Source organism: Micromonospora sp. NPDC049374, assembly GCF_040677165.1.
Classification (GTDB): domain Bacteria; phylum Actinomycetota; class Actinomycetes; order Mycobacteriales; family Micromonosporaceae; genus Micromonospora.
The window spans coordinates 88,062-108,139 of record NZ_JBFAQH010000009.1; the positions used below are offsets into that span (position 1 = coordinate 88,062).

The window sequence follows — 20,078 nt, forward strand, 5'->3', positions numbered from 1 at the left end:
CGGACGCGTCTGGGCCGGTAGGCGAGAACCGCCGGTTAGAGTGACCGTCGTGACGACGCTGCCTGACCGCCGCCTGCTGCTGGTCCACGCGCACCCCGACGACGAGTCCATCGGCACCGGCTCGACGATGGCCCACTACGCGGCCACGGGTGCCCACGTCACCCTGGTGACCTGCACCCTGGGCGAGGAGGGTGAGATCCACGTACCGGAGCTGGCCGGGCTCGCCGCGGCCGAGGCCGACCAGCTCGGCGGGTACCGGATCGCCGAGCTGGCGACCGCCTGCGCCGAGCTGGGCGTCACCGACCACCGGTTCCTCGGCGGGGCCGGCCGCTACCGGGACTCCGGGATGATGGGTCTGCCGACCAACGAGCATCCCCGGGCCTTCTGGGGCGCCGACCTGGACGAGGCCGCCGGGTATCTGCTGGAGATCATCCGGGAGGTACGCCCGCAGGTGGTCATCACGTACGACGACAACGGCTTCTACGGACACCCTGACCACATCCAGGCGCACCGGGTGACCATGCGGGCCGTGGAGCTGGCCGCCGCCGAAGGGCTCGCACCGGCGAAGGTCTACTGGACGGCGATGCCGCAAAGTGTGCTGGAAGCCGGCATGACGCACTTCGCGGAGGCGTCCGACAACCCCTTCGCCGGCATCGCCGACGCCACTGAGCTGCCGTTCTGCACCCCGGACGAGGAGATCGCGGCCCGCATCGACGCCACCGAGCAGCACGTCGCGAAGGAGGCGGCGATGCGCGCCCACGCCACCCAGATCCCGGCCACCTCCTGGCTGTACTCGATCGCCGGCAATTTCGGTGCCGAGTTCATGGGGGTGGAGTACTTCACCCTGGCGCTGGGGGAGAAGGGGACGGGCAGCGGCCCGTACGGCTGGGAGTCGGATCTGTTCGTCGGGGTGGACGCCGCAGCGCCGGGCGCGGCCGGCGGCCCGGACGTCGTCGGCGGCCCCGGCCGTAGACCGGTCACCCCGGCCGGTCACCGGTGACCTTGCCCGCCGCGATGTCGGTCGCCCCGCAGGAGCAGGAGCCGCCCCGGCCGAGCCGGAGGTGGCGACGTCCGCTGGACATCGGCCTGCGGGTGGCGGGCGGCATGTTCGCCGTGGTGGCCGCGACGGTGAGCGCGGTGCTGGAGTTGCTGCTCGCTCCGCTTCGGGTCGGCGGGTATCTGGTCGGCGTCACGGTGCTCGTGGCCGTGGCCGCGAACATCGCGTTGAGCTGGTTGGCCGTCGAGACCGTCGGCCGTCGCTGGGCGGTGGCGCTGCCGGCGCTGCCCTGGGTGGCCATCATGGTGATCGCCGCCGACCGGACCAGCGAGGGTGACGTGCTGCTCGTCGGCAACTGGGTCGGGCTCACCCTGGTGGTGGGCGGTGCGATGACCTTCGCGGTGATGGCGTTCCGGTCGATCCTCGCGCCGGCTCCGGCCTCCGGACGGTAATCTCGCTCCGGCTCCGGCTCCGGCTCCCGGACGGTACTGACTTCGCTCAGCGGCGGGTGGTAGACATTCCTGCCAGGAGACCCGCCATCCGGGCGGGCGGTACGGCTGGAGGCGTGTAATGGGGCAGCGGTGGCGTGCGGTCGGTGTGCTCGCGATCGCACTGTTCGCGGTCAACGTGGTCGCCCGGCTGGTCATCCGGTTCGGCTTCGACGGCAACGACAGTGTCGCCGACCGGGTGTCGCTCGGGATGTTCGTGGTGATCGGTCTGATTCTGGCCGGTGTCGCCTTCGTCTGGGGTGAGCGGCGTCCGTTGGCCCGCTGGGCCGGCGAGGTGGCCACCGCGATCGGCATCGCGGTCGGGTTGACCGTGCTGATCGGGCCTCTGCTGGTCGGTGACAACCCGTTCGCCGGTGGCGGCGGGACGTTCTTCGCGCAGATCGGTCTCTACCTGGTGGCGACCACCGTCGGGACGATGCTGGGCTACCTGCTGCTGGTCACGCTCGGTCGCGACTACCGGTCGCGCAGCCTGCAACGGTACGCCGAGACCACCGCGGCCAAGCCCCGCCGCGTGGTCCGCCGCTGACCGGCAGGGGTCAGTGCGGCGCGACGCGGGTCAGATAGGTGTGGTGGGTGGTGAAGCCCAGCTTGCGGTAGAGCGCGACCGCGCCGACGTTGCTCTGCTCGACCTGGAGAAACGCGTCGGTCGCTCCGGCATCGGCGGCCCACTCGGCGAGTGCTCGGATCAGCCGGACGGCGAGTCCCTGCCGGCGCGCGGCCGGTAGCACCTCGATCAGGCACAGCCCGAGCCAGCGCCCCTCGCCGGTCACCGTGCCCCGGCCGGTCGCGACGAGAGCGCCGTCGAGGTACCCGTGGGCGAAGCGGATCTGGTCCACGGCGGTGAGTACGTGCCGGGCGGCGTCCGGCAGCCCGCCCTTGCGGCCGGCCGCCACGGCCAGCCAGTCCGCCGACGGTGCCGTGGCCAACTCGACCACCGGGCCGGCCGTACCGGTCGCGCCACCCGGGCCTGTCGATTCGCCGGGGATGCCGGGTGCTGCCGCGACCGGGTCGTCCGGTGCCGCCGCGACGAGGGCGGCGAGTGGGGCGGTCTGTACCAGCACCGGTGGGCGGCTGCCCCAGCCTCGCCGGTCGAGTTCGCTGCCGACCGGCGCGGCCAGCGGCAGCGGCGTGTTGACCATAGCCGGCCGGCCGTGGCCGGCGTACCAGCGTTCGACCGCGTCCACGGCGGCCGGCAGCGGACGGTCCGGATCGCCCACCGGCAGCGCCGAGTTGGCCCGGCCGGTCCAGCCGTCGGCGGCCCGCAGGAGCCAGTCGCCGAGCCGGCCCCGGACGGGGGCCGGCCACGCCTCGTCGGCGGCGAGTTCCAGCTCGACCATGGCGGCGGCGGTCGGCCGGCGGGCCGCCGGGACCCGCTTGGCGCGGTGCACCTCGGCGATCGGCACGCGCAGCCGCCCCTGCCGGGTGGTAAGCGTGAGATGTGTCTCGGTCAGTTCGACCAGTTCACCGAGGGCATCGGAATAGACCGGCCGACCACCGCGTACGCCGACGCGACGCCGCACCACGATTCGGTGTCCCAAGTCTTGCTCTCGGAGCACGATCGACCTCCTCCCCGGCGAGATACTAGGCTCTTACCGTCGCGGGTGATCGCGGCATGTCTTGCGGAGGAGAAGACCGGTGACCTACATCATCGCCGAGCCGTGCGTGGATGTGCTCGACAAGGCGTGCATCGAGGAGTGCCCGGTCGACTGCATTTACGAGGGCAACCGGATGCTCTACATCCACCCCGACGAGTGCGTCGACTGTGGTGCCTGTGAGCCTGTCTGCCCGGTGGAGGCGATCTTCTACGAGGACGACGTCCCGGAGCAGTGGAAGGACTACACCGGCGCCAACTACGAGTTCTTCGAGGACCTCGGCTCGCCCGGCGGGGCCTCGAAGATCGGCAAGGTGGAGAAGGACGCCACCTTCGTCGCCGCCCAGCCGCCCCGCGGCGAGGGCCACTGAACCGGCCCGCCCCGGTCTCGTCGCGGCTGCCCGAGTTCACCTGGGACACCCTGGACGCCGCGGCCACGCTGGCCGCGGCGCATCCGGACGGCCTGATCAACCTCTCCATGGGTACGCCGGTCGATCCGGTGCCGCAGGTGATCCGGCAGGCCCTGGCGGACGCCTCGGACGCGCCCGGCTATCCGCTGACCGCCGGCGCCCCGGCGCTGCGGGATGCGATCGCGGGCTGGGTGTCGCGGGCCTGTGGCGCCGGCCCGGACGGGCTCGGGGCGCTGCCGACGATCGGCTCGAAGGAACTGGTGGCCTGGTTGCCCACCCTGCTCGGGGTGGGGCCAGGTGACGTCGTGGTGGTCCCGTCGATCGCCTACCCGACCTATGAAGACGGCGCACGGTTGGCTGGTGCCACGACGGTACGCACCGACTCGCTGACCGCCGTCGGTCCGACGTCCCGGGTACGCCTGGTCTGGGTGAACTCGCCGGGCAACCCGACCGGTCGGGTGCTGCCCGCCACGCATCTGCGCAAGGTGGTGGACTGGGCGCGTGAGCGCGGCGCGGTGGTGGCCAGCGACGAGTGCTACCTGCCGTTGGGCTGGGACGCCGAGCCGGTGTCGGTGCTGTCGCCCGAGGTGTGCGGCGGCTCGTATGACTCCGTGCTGGCGGTGCATTCGCTGTCCAAGCGGTCCAACCTGGCCGGCTACCGGGCCGGTTTCGTGGCCGGCGACCCGATACTGGTGGCCGAGCTGCTCAAGATCCGCAAGCACGCGGGGATGATCGTGCCGGCGCCGGTGCAGGCGGCCATGGTGGCGGCCCTGCGCGACGAGCGGCACGCCGACGAGCAGCGGGAGCGGTACGGTGCGCGGCGCGAGACGCTGCGGGCGGCGTTCGTGGGCGCCGGTTTCACCGTGGAGCACTCCGAGGCGGGGCTCTACCTGTGGCTGACCCGCGGCGAGGACTGCTGGGCCACCGTCGACTGGCTGGCCCGGCGGGGAATCCTGGTCGCCGCCGGTGTCTTCTACGGTCCCGGCGGGCGGCAGTACGTCCGGGCGGCGCTCACCGAGTCCGACGAGCGGATCGCTGCGGTCGCCGGCCGCCTGTCCTGACCACGACCGAACGCTCTGGCGTCCCGGCCCGGGGAGAACCCGACCGGCTTCGAGGCCGCTCCCGACATGCGCGCGGAGCGGCCTCGAAGCCGTCTCATTCCTCGTTGATCCGCTCGAACACCCGGAGCAGGTTGTCCCGGCTGTGCCGCTCCAGCAGCACACTGCCGTACAGCTCCTGCAGGGCCACCGTCCGGCCGTCGTGCAGCGTCAGCTCGGCCTTCAGCGGAATCTGCCTGGTCACCTGCACCGACACCATCTCCTCGTACGGCAGGAACTGGTGTCGGGCGGCCAACGTCGCCACCGGCGTCGATTCGAGCAGGTTCTTGAGCCGCTTCTCGCCGTCGCCGGCCTTGCCCGGGCCGCCCACCAGGATCAGACCGCGGTCGAGGACCAGCAGGTCGTGCTGCACGCCGTCGACCTTCACGTTGCCGATAGCGCCGATGACACCGGCGTTGTCGGCGGTGGCCCGGCTCTGCACCACGGTCGCGGCGGAGGGGTCGACGCCGAGCTCGGCGAGCCGCGCCAGGGCCTCGTCGAGGGTCTCCGCCGAGACCGCCAGCTTGGCGATCTCCGCGAGGTTCAACGGCTCACCGCTGGTGCCGACGAACTGGGCGGGACCGCTCCAGGACAGCTGCCAGCGGGCCCGCTGGGCGCGGACGGCCGCGTTGACCAGCAACATCTCCATCGGCCCGGCGAAGTGTGCCGCCGCCTCCTGACGGTTGGCGTCGCTGAAGAACTGCTCGGCGAACTCGCCCAGGCGACCCGCCCGCACCAGGTCGAGCACGGTTGCCAGACCCGGTTCGGGGGTGCCGGTGAACCGGCCGGCCGCCCGGTAGATGCCGTCCGCCTGGCGCTGCACACCGGCGGCGATCGCCGCGTGGGTGAATTCCGGCCAGGGCAGCACCTGACGGTTGCCGAGATCGATGACGATTCGCTGCAATCGGCGGCCGGCGTCCAGCACGTCGGCGAGCAGCACGTGTGCGGGACGGTCGTCGGTGCCCGCGGCACCGGCCGGGAGTTGTGCCATCGCCTCGATCCGGACGCCGATCGGCGGGTGGGTGTCCCACCGGGACGGCTCGCGGTCCGGCACGTCCTGCTGGAGCTTGTCGATCTCGTCCCGGCGGCCCTGGAGCAGTTGTCCGAAGCCGCCGAACAGGTCGTCCGGGGCCAGGCCGGCCTGCCAGCCCGACTCCACGTACCGGCCGGTGAAGAAGTTCCAGGCCGCGTCGAGCGCCGGCAGGCTCCGTAGCGCGGACGTGGCCGCCTCGTGGCCGGCGAGCTGGACGGAGGCCCGGTCGGCTTCCAACTCCTGCCGCCGTGACGCGGCGTTGTCGACCATCAGGTACAGCTTCGCGTACCCCTTGAAGACCAGGCCGATGGGGTTGCGCGGTTTGATCCGCTCGATGGTGCCCTCGATCGCCAGCCGTCCCCGGTAGGCGACGCCACCGAGTCGGGTGTGTTTGCCGGAGTAGTGACCCAGCTCGTGGGCGAGCACCGAGCGGAGTTGGTCGACCCGCATCGCCAGGAGCAGCGGCAGACCCACGTAGAGGGTGCGCCGTCCGCCGATCAGCCCGAGCAGCCGGCTCTGCTCGCCGACCGCCGCGTTCACCTCGGGCACCAGTCGGATCTCGTCCGGTGCGCGGGTACCGACCGCATCGGCCAGTTCCCGAACGGTGGCCCACAACTGCGGTGCCTCCCGCTCGTCGAGCACCAGGCCCGGTGCCGGTTCGTTCTTCGTCCGGATCGCCCGCCAGAGCCCGACCGCCACCGCACCCAGCGCGATGATCAGCGGCAGCAGCAGTTTCCCGGTGACCAGTCCGTTCGTGTGGCCGTAGAGCCACACGCCGAGGGCGGCGACGGCCGCCAACTGAAGCAACGCGACCACGTAGAACCCGATCAACATGACCACCGAGGCGAGTGCCCGGTACGTCGCGGCCATGGCCGTTCCTCCCCGTTCCGTGCCCGCGCGGCTGCGGGCGGCGCAGCGGACCGTACGGCGTGGAGGTTTGCCGGACAACCCCCTTCCGGTCGGGTTCGGCCGGCTCTTCGATCTTGCCGATCCGTGCCCCGGAGGGGCAGGCGCACGCCGTGGGAGCCGGACGGCCGGGCGACGCGTACCGGCCGGACGGTCCATCCGACTGCCCGGCGGCGATCCGGCCGGCGATATCCTCGGCGCGGACGCAGGGCGTGTCGCCGGACATCGTGGCAGTGCGGCGGGATCCGGCAGGCACGCCGCCGCGGGGCCGGCCGGCTCCGTGACGCAACGGAACGCCGAGGTACGCGGATGGTGCTCAGAGTTGACGCACGGCTGCGGGCAGCGGTGGTCGGCACCGGCCTGATCGGTGGCTCGGTGCTGCTCCGACTGCATGCTGCCGGAGTGGACGTGACCGGCTGGGATCCGGATGAGCGGACCCGTCGGCAGGCCCGGTCGGCCGGCGTACCGACGGCGGAGCGGCTGGCCGACGCCGTGGCCGGCCGGGACGTGGTGTTCCTCGGCGGACCACTGCCCACGCTGCCCGCGACCCTGGTCGAGGTGGCCGCCGCCACCGCCGAGGACTGCCTGCTCACCGACGTGGGCAGCACCAAGGCCGAGTTGGCGGCGTTCGCCGCGAAGCAGGGACTGACCAGCCGGTTCGTGCCCGGGCACCCGATGGCGGGCACCGACCGGGCGGGGCTCGCGGCGGCGCTGCCGGAGCTGTTCGCGGGTGCCGCCTGGGTGCTCTGCCCGGAACCGGACGGGCTGGCCGCGTTCCGTCGCCTCGTCGCCCTGGTCACCGACGTCTTCGCCGCCCGGGTGGTGCCGATGGCAGCGGATCGGCACGACGCGGTGGTGGCGCTCGCCTCGCACGTGCCGCACCTGCTCGCCGGGGCGCTGGCCGGTGCGGCGCACCGGTCGCCGTTGCGGGACTCGGTCCTGGCGCTGGCGGCCGGGAGCTTCCGGGACGGCACCCGGGTCGCCGGCACTCCGGCGCAACGCACCGGGAACATGCTGCGGGGCAACCGCGACGAGGTGCTGGACGCGCTTGCCCAGGTCACCGCGTTCCTCGACGAGCTGGCCGGTGCGTTGCGGGCCGACGACGCCGACGCCCTCACCGCCCGGTACGCCGAGGCCGGTGCCGCCCGCGCCGGGCTGGCCGGCCGCCCGTACGACGAGCAGGTCCGATCGTTTCCGGCCGGTGCGGAACCGGCCGAGGTGGCCTGGCTGCACCGCATCGGAGCGGCCGGTGGCCACCTGAGCGGGTGTCGGGTCGTGGCCGGCACCGTCTCCTATGTCGCCCACCTCCCGCAGGCCTGACCGGCTCATCGGTGGGCGCGGCGACGGACCCGCCAGTAGGGTGAGGGCATGGTGGACGGACCAGTCGTGACCGTACGCGGCGAGGCGTACCGCGAGGTCGCGCCGGAACTCGCCCGGTTCACCGTGACCGCGCTGGCTCGGGACCGGGAGCGGGAGCCGACGTTGACCCGGCTGGCCGAGCGGGCTGCGGCGATCCGGGTCCTGCTCGACTCGTACGGCCCGACGATCGACCGGCGCGAGACCGGCGAGCTGCGGGTGCGACCCGAGACCCGCCGCTCCGGGGAGCGGGTCGTGGCCTGGCACGGTTCGGTGGTGACCACGGTGACGGTCACCGACTTCACCACCCTTGGCGAGTTGATGTTGCGCCTGGCCGACCAGGATCAGGTCGAGGTGGCTGGCCCGTGGTGGTCGCTGCGTCCCGACAGCCCGGCCTACCGGCAGGCCCGGCACGCCGCGATCAGCGACGCGTTGCAGCGGGCCCGCGAGTACGCCGAGGCGCTCGGCGCCCAGGTCACCGACCTGGTCGAGTTGTCCGACGAGGGCGGCACCGCCCAGCCGATGATGGCCCGGATGGCGTTCGACGCCGGCGGAGTCGAGGCCGGTGGCCCACCGGAGCTGGAGCTCGACCCGCAGCCGCAGGGTGTGCACGCGGCCGTGCGGGCCCGGTTCACGATCAGCCGGCCGGTCCTGTCCTGATGACCGTCGCGCAGGTGCTGTCGATGGAGGCGCTGCTGGAGCGGGCCCGCGGGCTGGCCGACGCCGGCCCGCGGCAACTGCTCGGCATCACCGGCGCACCCGGGGCCGGCAAGTCCACGCTGGCCGCACAGGTGGTCGAGGCGGTCGGCCCGGCTGCCCGGCTGGTGCCGATGGACGGCTTCCACCTCGCTCAGGACGAGTTGCGTCGGCTCGGCCGGGCCCTGCGGAAGGGCTCGATCGATACCTTCGACGCCAACGGGTACGTCTCGCTGCTGCGTCGGCTGCGGCGCAAGGAACCGACGTCGGTCTGGGCGCCGCAGTTCCGCCGGGACTTGGAGGAGTCGATCGCCGGTGCGATCGAGGTGCCGCCGGAGGTCCGGCTGGTGGTCACCGAGGGCAACTATCTGTTGATCCCGAACTGGCCCTGGGACGAGGTACGCGCCCTGCTGCACGAGGCGTGGTTCCTGGACCTCGACGCCGACCTGCGGCGTCATCGGCTGGTCGCCCGACACATGGCCCACGGCCGGTCGGAGCAGGACGCCCGAGCCTGGGCACTGGGCAGCGACGAGGTCAACGCGGCGTTGGTGGCCGGCACCGCCGACCGTGCCGACCTGGTGGTACGCCTAGCCGAGCCCCCGGCGGGGTGACGGGACCGCCCGCCGCAGCAGCCACGCCACCCGGGATCTCTCCCGTTGGAACTCGGTGGCCTCCGGGTAGCCGCTGTGGCTGCGGATCGGTGGGTCGGCGACTTCGCCGTCGCTCGGATGCAGTGCCTCCGGGTCGGTCACCGCGATGTCCCGCTCCCCGGCGGTGACCGGCCAGCCGAGCGGATCGGTGTCCCGCCAGAAGTTCGTCCACCGGGTTCCGCCACCGGGACGGGTCAGCGCCTCGGCCAGCACCGGCAGTCGATCCGGCCCGAAGTAGGCGGGGAAGATCCGGCCGTAGAGGCGGGTCAGTTGGCAGCCGTAGGAGAAGAACCAGATCCGCCGCCGCCAACGGTGCGGCAGCTGGAGGATGACCGCGGTGCAGATCACCGTGCCCTGGCTGTGCCCGGAGAGGATGATGCCGTCCACCCGGCGCGGATCGTGCTCGGCCAGCGCGATCAGCCCGGCCGTGCGGGTGAGCAGTTCGGGCACCGCCCGTTCGGCGTAGCTCGGTGGCGCCAGTGGGTGGGCGGCGCGTGGCCAGAAGGTGCCCACGTCCCAGACCACGCCGACGGAGCGGCGGATGGTGTTCTTGCGGTAGACGAGCAGGCCGACGGCGGCGACTGCCACCGGAAGCAGACCGAGCAGCGCGTCGCCGACGTCGCCCACCGCCTTGATCACCACGGTTGTCCCGCCCGTCGTCATGGTCTGCGGCCGGGCTGCGGAGAGGACGGCCGCGCAACTCAGTACGGCGACGACGGCCATCGCACCGGCGTACCAGCCGATCAGGCGAAGTGCGTGTTCGCCGACCAGTCGGTGCAGCGCCTGGTGGGTGCTGACGTCACGGGCGCGACGCAGGTCGTGTGCGGACAATCGGCCACCGCGGGCGCTCAGCCGGGCGTACTCCTGGCGACGAAGTCGGCGGAACAGCACGACGGCGCGGACGGCGACCAGGGCGAGTATCAGCAGCGCGGCGGCGAAGGTCAGGCCAGCCCAGGCCACCGGGGTTGGCGGGACCACCCGGGGCGGGCCGACGGGCGCGTCCCCACCGTTGAGCCGGTTGGTGACCCAGTAGAGCACGCCGGCGCTGTAGGCGAGGCAGAGCAGCCACCCGAAGCCGGCGATGACGGCGGGCGCCCGACCCCGCCAGGCCAGGTCGTTGTGCGGTTCGAGGGGTTGTTTGACAGTGGTGGGTCGGGTCCGGGGCAGCAGCAGGCCGGCCGCGGCGAGGGCGAGCAACGGCAGGGAGAACTGCCACAGCGTCACGGGGGCCGGTGGTGCGGCGGGCAGCCAACCGTGGCACCAGGCGGCGCCGAGAGCGATCAACAGCGCGACGGCGGCCGGTGTGGCGCCGCCGCGCCGTCCGGAGCGGGCGGTCGCGCCGATCGCGATGAGCAGTAGCAGTTGACCGGTGCCCAGCCCGGCGATGACCCGGTCGAAGCCCGGTAGCGACCGGTCCGTCCGGCATCCGGGCTGGGCGGGGTCATGGTCGCAGCCGGCGGGCGGACGTAGTTCGGCCAGCGGGCTGCCCGCGGCTCCGTCGGGCAGCAGCAGCACCGCGAAGGTGCCGGCCAGGCCGATTCCGGTGAGGACGATGACCGCGATGCTCCATCGGCCGAGCGGGGTGGCACCGTCGCGCCGGGTCAGCAAGGGCCGGCCGATGGCCACCAGCACGATCGTCAGGACGGCTATGAACGCGGCCACGGCGGACCAGGTGAGCACCGCCCGCGCGTCGTTTGGCGGGTCGAGCACCGAGACCGTTCCGAGCGGGACCGCCGCCGCCACCACCGTGCCGGTGCACAGGTGCAGTACGGCCGCGCGGCGTAACTGTCCCTCACCCCACCAGAACGTCGGGTCCTGAAGGGGATTTGTCGGTGGGCCGGGTGGTGGCTCGGGCACCGGCGGCGGCTCCTGCGCCGGCTGACCGACCGGCACGTCGGCGTCGACCGGCGGCGGGGTACGGCGTCCCGCCGGATTCGTGGTGGGGTCGGCCGGCATCACCGCCTCGTACTGGTAGCTCCGCCAGGCGACCAGGCCGAGCACCCCGATCATGGCGAGTGGCACGGTCAGGCCGACGGCCATGGCCCGGCCGCCCTGCTGCCACCAGGAGCCGGCGAGAAACTCCCACGGGCCGGGGATCCGGCTCAGGCAGCCCTCGTCCACGCACTGCCAGCCGATGAGATCGACGCCGACGCCGGTCATCGCGAGCACGGGAGTGCCGGTCAGGCTCAGGCAGAACAGCCTGATCAGCCAGGCTGTCATGCCGGTGCGGCTGGCCAGTCGTTCGGTGGCGGGGTCCGCCGGTATGCCCGGCCGGGCGTGCAGCGCCACGTTGGCCAGGGTGAAGGGCAGCAGCAGCGTCCACAGGGCCCGCTCCACGTCGCGGGCGGTTCGCGCGCCGGAGGTCAACTGCCCCCAGCTGTACGCCTCGACGACGATCGGGTCGAGCGGTGTGGTGGTCGCGGAGCGGTAGAAACCGGTGACCGGGCCGCCGGCGACGAGCCGTGGCTGAGGTGGCTCACACCCGGGGTCGGCCGTCAGGCCCAGGGTCTCGGCGAGCGGTGTGTTGGACACTCCGTGTACGCGCAGTTCGAGGATCCGACCTCCCATACGAGCCTCCCAGTGACGCATCTGTCACCTACAGTGCCCGATGCAGGACGCTGGCCGCCACTCGTCATGGAGGTGTTTGCGCAGCTAGAAGGGTGATCGAGGGTCAGTCGAGCTGGCGTACCGGGCGAGCCGGGTTACCGACCGCTACGACGTTGGCGGGAAGGTCGCGGGTCACCACGGCACCCGCCCCGACCACTGTGTTGTCACCGACGGTGACTCCGGCGAGGATGATTGCTCCGCCACCGAGCCAGACGTTGTCGCCGATGGTGATGGGTCGGGCCGCTTCCCACTTCGCCCGGCGTGGCTCCGGCTCCACCGGGTGGGTGGGCGTGAGCAGTTGCACGTTCGGGCCGATCTGGACGTCGGCGCCGATGGTGATCGGTGCGACGTCGAGGAAGACCGCGTGGTAGTTGACGAAGCTGCGTGGCCCGATCCGAATGTGGTAGCCGTAGTCGCAGTAGAACGGTGGCCGGATGCCGGTCTCCTCGCCGAGCTCGCCGAGCAGTTCGTGCAGCGCCGCCTGACGTGCCTCCTGGTCGTCGACGCCACTGTTGTTGATCCGTTCCATCAGGTGCAGGGCGCGGAGGTGGTCGGCGATCAGTTCCGGGTCGTCGGCGAGGTACGGCTCACCGGCGAGCATGCGCTCCTTCATGGACGTCATCCGTCCGATCATGCCCGGGGTCGTCGCGACGAGGACTCAACTTCGTCGAATTCTTGACTCCCTTTTACATACTCAGTATGCAAGTGTGATGGGAGTCGATGTGTCCTACATCGATATAGACGCTCCAGAGGAGGATTCAGTTGCGACGAAGGAGCAAACTGACCGCCACCGGACTCGTGCTGGGTCTGGTGTTCGGCGTACCGGCGGCGGTCACGGCCGCACCGGCTGCGCCGGCCGCGGCCCCGCCGACCCATCTTCCGAGTGGCCGACCCGACGCCGGCCGCGGACCCGCCACCGTCACCCTGGTCACCGGCGACCAGGTCACGGTCACCGCCACCGGGGCGAGCGTACGCCCGGGTGAGGGCCGCGACGGCATCCGTTTCCTCACCCAGCGGGAACGGGACCACCTCTGGGTGGTGCCGCAGGACGCCCTGCCGTCGATCCGCGACGGACGGGTCGACCGCCGGCTCTTCGACGTGGCCGGGCTGGTCGCCGCCGGCTACGACGACGCGCACCGCGACGACCTGCCCCTGCTCATGACCTACGGGTCGGCCGCCCGGCGGGCCGGCCCGCCCGAAGGAGTGACCGTCACCCGCGACCTGGCGGCCATCGGTGGTGTCGCGGCCACCGCGGACAAGCAAAGCGTGGGCCAGCTCTGGGCCACGGTCGCCGGTGCCAGCGGCGCCCGGTTCGACGCGGCGGGGGGTGTCGAGCGGATCTGGCTCGACGGCCGGCGGCAGCTGACGCTGGAACACAGCGTGCCGCAGATCGGGGCGCCCGCCGCCCACCAGGCCGGCTTCACCGGTCAGGGGGTACGCGTCGCGGTGCTGGACACCGGTGTCGACGCCGCGCATCCCGACCTCACCGGCCGGGTCGCCGAGTCGAGGAACTTCACCGAGGAGGCGAACCCGGGCGACATCGTGGGGCACGGCACCCACGTCGCCTCGATCATCGCGGGCAGCGGTGCCGCCTCGGACGGCCGCAACCGGGGCGTGGCACCCGACGCGACCCTGCTCTCCGGCAAGGTCTGCGAGGAGTACGGGTGCACCGAGTCGGCCATCCTGGCGGGCATGCAGTGGGCCGCCACCGAGGCCGAGGCCGACGTGGTCAACCTCAGCCTGGGCGGGACGGACACCCCGGAGGTCGACCCGCTGGAGGAGGCGGTGAACACGCTCACCGAGCAGACGGGTGCCCTCTTCGTGATCTCCGCCGGCAACGCCGGACGGACCGGCACGGTCGGCTCACCGGCGAGCGCCGACGCCGCGCTCGCCGTCGGCGCGGTCGACCGCGACGACCAACTCGCCGACTTCTCCAGCCAGGGCCCGCGGGTCGGTGACGACGCCCTCAAGCCGGACATCACCGCCCCGGGAGTGGACATCGTGGCCGCCCGAGGGCAGGGCACGGAACTCGGCGAACCGGTCGGTGAGCAGTACGTCTCGCTCTCCGGCACGTCGATGTCCGCACCACACGTCGCCGGCGCGGCGGCGCTGCTCGCCCAGCAGCACACCGACGCGACCGCGGAGCGACTCAAGGCCACCCTGATGGCCTCGGCCCGACCGCATCCGGAACTGACCGCATACCAGCAGGGTGCCGGCCGGGTCGACGTGGCGCGTGCCATCACCCAGTCGCTGGTCAGCGAGCCGGCCAGCGTCTCGTTCGGTCGGACGCTGTGGCCGCACGACGACGACGAACCGATCCAACGCGAGGTGACCTGGCGCAACACCGGAACCGCGCCGCTCACCCTGGACCTCAGCATCGAGGCCACCGGCCCGGACGGGGAATCCGCGCCGGCCGGGGTGTTCACGCTCGGCACGCAGCAGGTGCAAGTGCCGGCCGGCGGTACCGCGTCAGCCACGGTCACGGTCGACACAAGCGTCGACAGCCCGGACGGTCACTACACCGGCCGGGTGGTCGCGCACGCCGGTGACCTGGCGGCGATCACCCCACTGGCAGTGCACAAGGAGGTGGAGAGCTACACGCTGACCCTGCGCCACCTGAGCCGCAACGGTGCCGTACCGGACGACTACGCGAGCTTCCTGGTGGGGTTGGACGACTTCATCGACATTCTCGCGTACGACCCGGACGGTACCGCCGAGGTGCGCGTACCCAAGGGCAGGTACGGGCTGGCCAGCTTCGTGGTGGACGTGGAGAGCGAGAGCCTGACGCTGATGAGCCGGCCGGAGCTGGTGGTGCAGTCGGACGCCGAGATCGTCGTCGACGCCCGTACGGCGGGGCCGGTGCGGATGACGGTCCCGGACCGGTCGGCGACGCCGGCCCTGGTCGCCGTCGACGCGACCTTCCTGCTCGATGAGGGGTCGGCCGGGTTCGGCGCGGTCGCCGACGACTTCGACGGCCTTTTCACCGGGCAGATCGGCGCGCGGACCTCGGCGGACCACTTCCAGGCCGTCGTCACCAGCCAGTTCGCCGACCTGGAAGCAGCCAGCAGCCCGTACCTGTACGCACTCGCCGAGATGGTCCAGGGTCGGATGCCCAACGGGTTGACCCGGCACTACCGTGGCAGCGACCTGGCCACCGTCAAGCCGACGTTCCGGGACGGCTACCCGGGCACGGTCGCCGAGCGGATGGCCTTCGCTGTCTTCGAGCCCGACGTGGGCGGCTGGGCGGTCGGGCTACCGGCCGCGGTACCGGGACAGCGGGTCGAGTACTTCAGCACCCGGGACGTGCGTTGGAGCACCGAGCTGTGGTTCGGCACGCGCAGCGATGATGTGCCCTGGCTCGAACCGGTGGCCATCCTGTTCTCGGACCCGACGACGTACCGGGGCGGACGCACGTACCGGGACGTCTGGAACGGTGCGCCCCACGGACCGTCGTTCCCGGTGCCACGCTGGCCGGACGAGGGCCTGACCCGGCAGGGCGATCTGATCACCCTGTCCGTGCCGCTGTACAGCGACGCGGCGGGCCACCTGGGTGCTTCGCTGACGGACGCCTCGCGTACCGCCCTCTACCGCAACGGCAAGCTGGTCGACGAGACCACGGACCCGGGATGGGGCCAGTTCGAGGTGCCGGCCGGGCCCGCCAGGTACCGGTTGGAGACCTCGGCGAAGCGCACTGTCACCGACCTGAGCACCGAGGTCGCCACCACCTGGACGTTCCGGTCCCGGCACGTCCGGGGCGACGACCCGCTCCGGCTGCCCGCCTCGGCGATCCGCTTCGCGCCGCAACTGGATGAGCGGAACGCGGCTCCGGCGGGCCGATCCTTCGTGATCCCGGTCGCGGTGCAGCGCCAACCCGGCGCACCGGCCGCGAAGACGGCGTCGTTGACCGTCGAGGTCTCCTACGACGGCGGAAAGCGCTGGCAGCGCGCCAAGCTGCGCAAGGTCGGTAGCGGCTGGCAGGCCACCGTGCAGCACCCGCGCGGTACCGGCCACGTGTCGTTGCGGGCCACCGCCCGCGACACCGCCGGCAACACCGTCACCCAGCGGATCATCCAGGCGTACCGCCTGCGGTGACCCGCACCGGCGGGTCCGGCGTGCTCGCGCCGGACCCGTCCGGGGGTGCTCCTGTGCGCCAGGCGTCAAAAAGAGGCCCCGCCTCGCACCTCAGTCGTTGGCGTGCAGGGCGGAGTTCAGCTCGATGCCCCGGCCGGCGCGCGGACGGGCCTCCAGCGCGCCGGAGACCGAGTTGCGCCAGAACAGCAACCCGTCGACGCCGGAGAGCTCACGCGCCTTGACGACCCGGCCGTCCGGAAGACTGATCTTCGAGGCGGCGGTGATGTAGCAACCCGCCTCGACGACACAGTCGTCGCCGAGCGAGATGCCGACACCGGCGTTGGCACCGACCAGGCTGCGCTCGCCGATGCGTACCTTGTCGGTGCCGCCGCCGGAGAGGGTGCCCATGATGGAGGCACCGCCGCCGATGTCCGAACCGTCACCCACCACCACGCCCTGCACGATGCGCCCCTCGACCATCGAGGCGCCGAGCGTGCCGGCGTTGAAATTGACGAAGCCCTCGTGCATGACGGTGGTACCGGCGGCGAGGTGTGCGCCGAGCCGGACCCGGTCGGCGTCGGCGATCCGCACCCCGGAGGGCACCACGTAGTCGGTCATCCGCGGGAACTTGTCCACCCCGTACACCCCGAGGTGGCGGCCGGCGGCCCGCTCGATGACGCGCATCTCGTCCACCCGCTCCGGTGGGCACGGCCCAGCGGTGGTCCAGGCCACGTTGGCCAGCTTGCCGAAGATGCCCTCGAGGTTGATCTCGTTGGGGCGCACCAGGCGGTGGGAGAGCAGGTGCAGCCGCAGGTACGCGTCCGCCGCGTCCTTGATCGGGTCGTCAAGCGAGCCGATGACGGTGACCACCTGGACGGTACGCAGACCCGGCAGGACCCGGTCGCCGATCGCGCCGGGCGGCAGGTCCAGCACGTCGGCCTCGTCCTCCCCGGCAACCAGCGGCAGCTCGCCGAGGCCCAGCTTGCCGGTCGGGTACCAGGCGTCGAGCACCTGGTCCTCGGCGGTGACGGTGGCCAGGCCGATGCCCCACGCGGATTGTGTGGACGTCACTTACTCACCTCTCGTTCCCCTGCGGGCGGGCTGCTGCTCGCGACTGCGGGGCTCGCCGGCCCACTCCTCGCGCTTCGCCGAAGGCTCCCGTCTCGCGGTCGCCGGTTGTGACGGTACCGTGCGGACCATGGAGAACCCGCTTACCCCCGAGGTCCTCGCCGATCCGGTGGCGTTGACCCGCGCGCTTGTCGACATCGAGTCCGTGTCCCTCAACGAGAAGGCCATCGCCGACTGCGTCGAAGAGGTTCTGCGGGTGGTCCCGCACCTGACCACCTACCGGCACGGCAACACGGTGATGGCCCGTACCGACCTGGGGCGGGCCTCGCGGGTGGTGCTCGCCGGCCACCTGGACACCGTGCCGCTGAACAACAACTTTCCGTCGACCCTGCGCGGCGACCTGATGTACGGCTGCGGCACCTCGGACATGAAGTCGGGGGTCGCCTACGCGCTGCATCTCGCGACCACCCTGCCCGAGCCACGCTACGACGTGACGTACTTCTTCTACGAGGCCGAGGAGATCGAGTCGAGGTACAACGGCCTGCACCTGGTCGCGCAGGCCCACCCGGACTGGCTGGAGGCCGACTTCGCCCTGTTGCTGGAGCCGACGTACGGCATCGTCGAGGCCGGCTGCCAGGGCACCATGCGGGCCGTGGTGGTGACCACCGGGGTCCGGGCCCACTCGGCCCGTTCCTGGCACGGTGTCAATGCGGTGCACGGTGCGGGCGAGGTGCTCCGCCGTCTGTCGACGTACCAGGCCCGCCGGGTGACCATCGACGGTTGCGAGTACCGGGAGGGCATGAACGCAACCCGAATCCACGGCGGGGTCGCCGGGAACGTGGTGCCGGACCGGTGCGAGATCGAGGTGAACTACCGCTTCGCGCCGGACCGTACGCCGGCCGAGGCCGAGGCGCACCTGCGCGAGGTCTTCGCGGACTACGAGCTGACCGTGACCGACTGCGCGGCCGGTGCCCTGCCCGGACTGGAGGCCGCCCCCGCCCGGGAGTTCCTGGCGGCGGTGGGCGCCGCACCCATCGGCAAGCTGGGTTGGACCGACGTGGCCCGGTTCGCCGCGATGGGGATCCCGGCGCTGAACTTCGGCCCGGGTGATCCGAACCTGGCCCACCACCCGGACGAGCACGTCGAGATCAGCAAGATCCGCGACGGTGCGGCGACGCTGCATCGCTGGCTCGCCGCCGCCTGATCGTCCGGTGCCGGCCCGGTGACCGGGCGGGCGCCTCGACGGTCAGACGGCGGTCAGGTGGGCCTCGGCATCGGGATCGGCCGGCGGTTCGGGCGGCTTGTCGAGCAGGCGGGTGCGGCGGCGCTCGGCCACCACGTCGCGGATGCGTCGCTGCATCTGGCGGCGAATCCGGATCCGTTCGTTGTTGTTGATCACGCTGTCTCCTCCCCCGAAGTCCGCGCGCCGGGGCATACCCGGTATGTGAATAGTAAGACGTACGGGGAAGCGATTTGGTTGCACAAGATCACGAAGTGTTTGCCGGGTTCTCCGGTCGGACTCCACTACGGTTGCTTTCATGACCCAGAGCAGCGGGCGCGAACGAGGACAGGAGCGGCATCGCGGCGCCGTCACACTTCGTCGCCAGTCGATCACCGATAGTACTGCGGATCAGCGCCTGCTGGACTCCCGGGCGCGGGCCGACTGGAAGACGAAGGACGCCTGGCGGGCACTGCGCATCCTCTCCGAGTTCGTGGAGGGCTTCGACACCCTCGCCGACCTGCCGCCAGCGGTAAGCGTCTTCGGGTCGGCGCGCAGCAAGCCGGACAGCCCCGAGTGCCAACTCGCCGAGGCGCTGGGCGCGGCGCTGGCCCGGGCCGGCTACGCGGTGATCACCGGAGGCGGCCCGGGCGTGATGGAGGCGGCCAACCGGGGGGCCAGCGAGGCCGGCGGCCACTCCGTCGGCCTCGGCATCGAACTTCCCTTCGAGCAGGGCATCAACGAGTGGGTCGACCTCGCGATCGACTTTCGCTACTTCTTCGCCCGCAAGACCATGTTCGTCAAGTACGCCCAGGCGTTCGTCGTGCTGCCCGGCGGGTTCGGCACCATGGACGAACTCTTCGAGGCGCTCACCCTGGTGCAGACCGGGAAGGTCACCCGGTTCCCGGTGGTGCTGATGGGCGCGGACTACTGGCAGGGTCTGCTCGACTGGCTGCGTGACACGATGGCCGCCGAAGGCAAGATCGGCCCGGTCGATCTGGAGCTGATCTGCGTCACCGACGATGTCGCGGCAGCGGTGCGGCACATCGTCGAGGCCGAGGCCGCCCTCAGCGTCGAGCAGGAGACCGTACGCGAGGAAGCCGTCGCCCGGGTCGCCGCCGACCAGCAGGCCGCCGCCGACGAGTCGGCTGCTGCCAACGGGTCGGTCGTTGCCAACGGGTCGGCTGCTGCCGACGGATCGGCCCCGACCGACGACCCCGCGGGGCGCTGACCGGTGGCCGCGATCTGCGTGTTCTGCGCCTCCTCCCGCACGCTCGACAAGCGTTGGTTGGACCTGGCGGCCGACACCGGTGCGGAGATTGCTCGGCGCGGGCACACGCTGGTCAGCGGCGGAGGCTGCGTCGGGATGATGGGTGCACTGGTCAACGGCGCACGCGCCGCGGGAGGTCGCACGGTCGGCGTGATCCCGCAGGCGTTGGTCGACCTGGAGGTCGCCGACCTCGCCTCCGACGAACTGTTGGTCACCGAGTCGATGGCCAGTCGGAAGATCCTGATGATCGAGAAGTCGGATGCCTTCCTCACCCTGCCCGGCGGGCTCGGCACGCTCGACGAACTCTTCGAGGTCTGGACCACCGCGACGCTCGCCCTGCACCACAAGCCGATGGTGCTTGTCGACACCGACGGCTTCTACGACCCGCTGCTGAAGTGGTTGCGTGACCTGACCGACCAGACCTTTCTCAAGCCCGCCGGCTTCGACCTGCTCCGGTCGGTCGACACCGTCCCCAGTGCACTGGACCTGATCGAGTCCCACCTCACCTGACCGCCTGGCCGTGGCGCGGCCCTGGTCGCCCCCGCCTCCGGCCCGCCACCTGCCCCGCTCAGCCCACGGCAGACCGGCGGCCGGCACG

Annotated in this window: 18 protein-coding genes; 12 read left to right on the forward strand and 6 right to left on the reverse strand. The window is 72.0% G+C overall.

Translation table 11 applies throughout. The features are described 5' to 3' along the window. Positions 1-40: 40 nt before the first annotated feature. From mshB to AB0J93_RS16710, 3 genes are all read left to right on the forward strand, one after another. Complete coding sequence (mshB, locus tag AB0J93_RS16700; RefSeq protein ID WP_363922681.1) at positions 41-1,000, forward strand: N-acetyl-1-D-myo-inositol-2-amino-2-deoxy-alpha-D-glucopyranoside deacetylase; 960 nt, start codon at positions 41-43, stop codon at positions 998-1,000. Positions 1,001-1,014: 14 nt separating this feature from the next. Then, on the forward strand, positions 1,015-1,449 hold the full coding sequence (locus AB0J93_RS16705) for a hypothetical protein (RefSeq protein ID WP_363922985.1): 435 nt from the start codon (positions 1,015-1,017) through the stop codon (positions 1,447-1,449). 118 nt (positions 1,450-1,567) lie between these two features. Continuing rightward, positions 1,568-2,032, forward strand: a complete 465-nt coding sequence (locus AB0J93_RS16710) for a hypothetical protein (protein ID WP_363922683.1) — start codon at positions 1,568-1,570, stop codon at positions 2,030-2,032. 10 nt (positions 2,033-2,042) lie between these two features. Here AB0J93_RS16710 and AB0J93_RS16715 read toward each other — a convergent pair whose 3' ends face one another. After that, positions 2,043-3,062, reverse strand: a complete 1,020-nt coding sequence (locus AB0J93_RS16715) for a GNAT family N-acetyltransferase (protein WP_363922685.1) — start codon at positions 3,060-3,062, stop codon at positions 2,043-2,045. A gap of 79 nt (positions 3,063-3,141) precedes the next feature. Here AB0J93_RS16715 and fdxA point away from each other — a divergent pair, with 79 nt between their 5' ends. Continuing rightward, complete coding sequence (gene fdxA / locus AB0J93_RS16720; RefSeq protein ID WP_007464872.1) at positions 3,142-3,468, forward strand: ferredoxin; 327 nt, start codon at positions 3,142-3,144, stop codon at positions 3,466-3,468. Beyond that, complete coding sequence (gene dapC, locus AB0J93_RS16725) at positions 3,465-4,568, forward strand: succinyldiaminopimelate transaminase (protein WP_363922987.1); 1,104 nt, start codon at positions 3,465-3,467, stop codon at positions 4,566-4,568. The genes fdxA and dapC overlap by 4 nt, the downstream gene beginning before the upstream one ends. Positions 4,569-4,662: 94 nt before the next feature. Here dapC and AB0J93_RS16730 read toward each other — a convergent pair whose 3' ends face one another. After that, on the reverse strand, positions 4,663-6,507 hold the full coding sequence (locus AB0J93_RS16730; RefSeq protein WP_363922687.1) for a M48 family metallopeptidase: 1,845 nt from the start codon (positions 6,505-6,507) through the stop codon (positions 4,663-4,665). 345 nt (positions 6,508-6,852) lie between these two features. Between AB0J93_RS16730 and AB0J93_RS16735 the strand changes: the two genes are divergently transcribed. Genes AB0J93_RS16735 through AB0J93_RS16745 form a run of 3 tightly spaced genes read left to right on the forward strand, consistent with a single transcriptional unit; the run spans position 6,853 to position 9,206 of the window. Continuing rightward, the gene (locus tag AB0J93_RS16735) at positions 6,853-7,863 is read left to right on the forward strand and encodes a prephenate dehydrogenase/arogenate dehydrogenase family protein (protein ID WP_363922689.1); all 1,011 of its coding nucleotides are present in this window, start codon (positions 6,853-6,855) and stop codon (positions 7,861-7,863) included. A gap of 48 nt (positions 7,864-7,911) precedes the next feature. Beyond that, positions 7,912-8,559: an SIMPL domain-containing protein gene (locus AB0J93_RS16740; protein WP_363922691.1), complete on the forward strand. Its 648-nt coding sequence runs from the start codon at positions 7,912-7,914 to the stop codon at positions 8,557-8,559. Beyond that, complete coding sequence (locus tag AB0J93_RS16745) at positions 8,559-9,206, forward strand: nucleoside/nucleotide kinase family protein (RefSeq protein WP_363922693.1); 648 nt, start codon at positions 8,559-8,561, stop codon at positions 9,204-9,206. Before AB0J93_RS16740 ends, AB0J93_RS16745 begins: the two co-directional genes overlap by 1 nt. On the opposite strand, the gene AB0J93_RS16750 is transcribed toward AB0J93_RS16745, so the two are convergent. Both AB0J93_RS16750 and AB0J93_RS16755 read right to left on the reverse strand, forming a co-directional pair. Next, positions 9,183-11,813, reverse strand: a complete 2,631-nt coding sequence (locus tag AB0J93_RS16750; protein ID WP_363922695.1) for a hypothetical protein — start codon at positions 11,811-11,813, stop codon at positions 9,183-9,185. The genes AB0J93_RS16745 and AB0J93_RS16750 overlap by 24 nt on opposite strands. A 103-nt stretch (positions 11,814-11,916) precedes the next feature. Beyond that, on the reverse strand, positions 11,917-12,474 hold the full coding sequence (locus AB0J93_RS16755) for a sugar O-acetyltransferase (RefSeq protein ID WP_363922697.1): 558 nt from the start codon (positions 12,472-12,474) through the stop codon (positions 11,917-11,919). Between the two features lie 140 nt (positions 12,475-12,614). On the opposite strand from AB0J93_RS16755, the gene AB0J93_RS16760 reads away from it, so the two are divergent. Continuing rightward, positions 12,615-15,944, forward strand: a complete 3,330-nt coding sequence (locus AB0J93_RS16760; RefSeq protein WP_363922699.1) for a S8 family serine peptidase — start codon at positions 12,615-12,617, stop codon at positions 15,942-15,944. 90 nt (positions 15,945-16,034) lie between these two features. Here the strand turns inward: AB0J93_RS16760 and dapD are convergent, their stop codons facing one another. Further along, positions 16,035-16,994, reverse strand: coding sequence for a 2,3,4,5-tetrahydropyridine-2,6-dicarboxylate N-succinyltransferase (dapD, locus tag AB0J93_RS16765; RefSeq protein ID WP_363922701.1), 960 nt, complete (start codon positions 16,992-16,994; stop codon positions 16,035-16,037). A 127-nt stretch (positions 16,995-17,121) separates the two neighbouring features. Here dapD and dapE point away from each other — a divergent pair, with 127 nt between their 5' ends. Further along, positions 17,122-18,195: a succinyl-diaminopimelate desuccinylase gene (gene dapE / locus AB0J93_RS16770; protein WP_363922703.1), complete on the forward strand. Its 1,074-nt coding sequence runs from the start codon at positions 17,122-17,124 to the stop codon at positions 18,193-18,195. 42 nt (positions 18,196-18,237) lie between these two features. Here the strand turns inward: dapE and AB0J93_RS16775 are convergent, their stop codons facing one another. Continuing rightward, positions 18,238-18,390: a hypothetical protein gene (locus tag AB0J93_RS16775; RefSeq protein WP_363922705.1), complete on the reverse strand. Its 153-nt coding sequence runs from the start codon at positions 18,388-18,390 to the stop codon at positions 18,238-18,240. 139 nt (positions 18,391-18,529) lie between these two features. Here AB0J93_RS16775 and AB0J93_RS16780 point away from each other — a divergent pair, with 139 nt between their 5' ends. Then, positions 18,530-19,441, forward strand: coding sequence for a TIGR00730 family Rossman fold protein (locus AB0J93_RS16780; RefSeq protein WP_363922707.1), 912 nt, complete (start codon positions 18,530-18,532; stop codon positions 19,439-19,441). A gap of 3 nt (positions 19,442-19,444) precedes the next feature. Next, positions 19,445-19,990 (forward strand): TIGR00730 family Rossman fold protein, encoded by a 546-nt coding sequence (locus tag AB0J93_RS16785; protein ID WP_363922709.1) that lies wholly within the window; start codon positions 19,445-19,447, stop codon positions 19,988-19,990. The last annotated feature ends 88 nt before the right edge of the window (positions 19,991-20,078 follow it).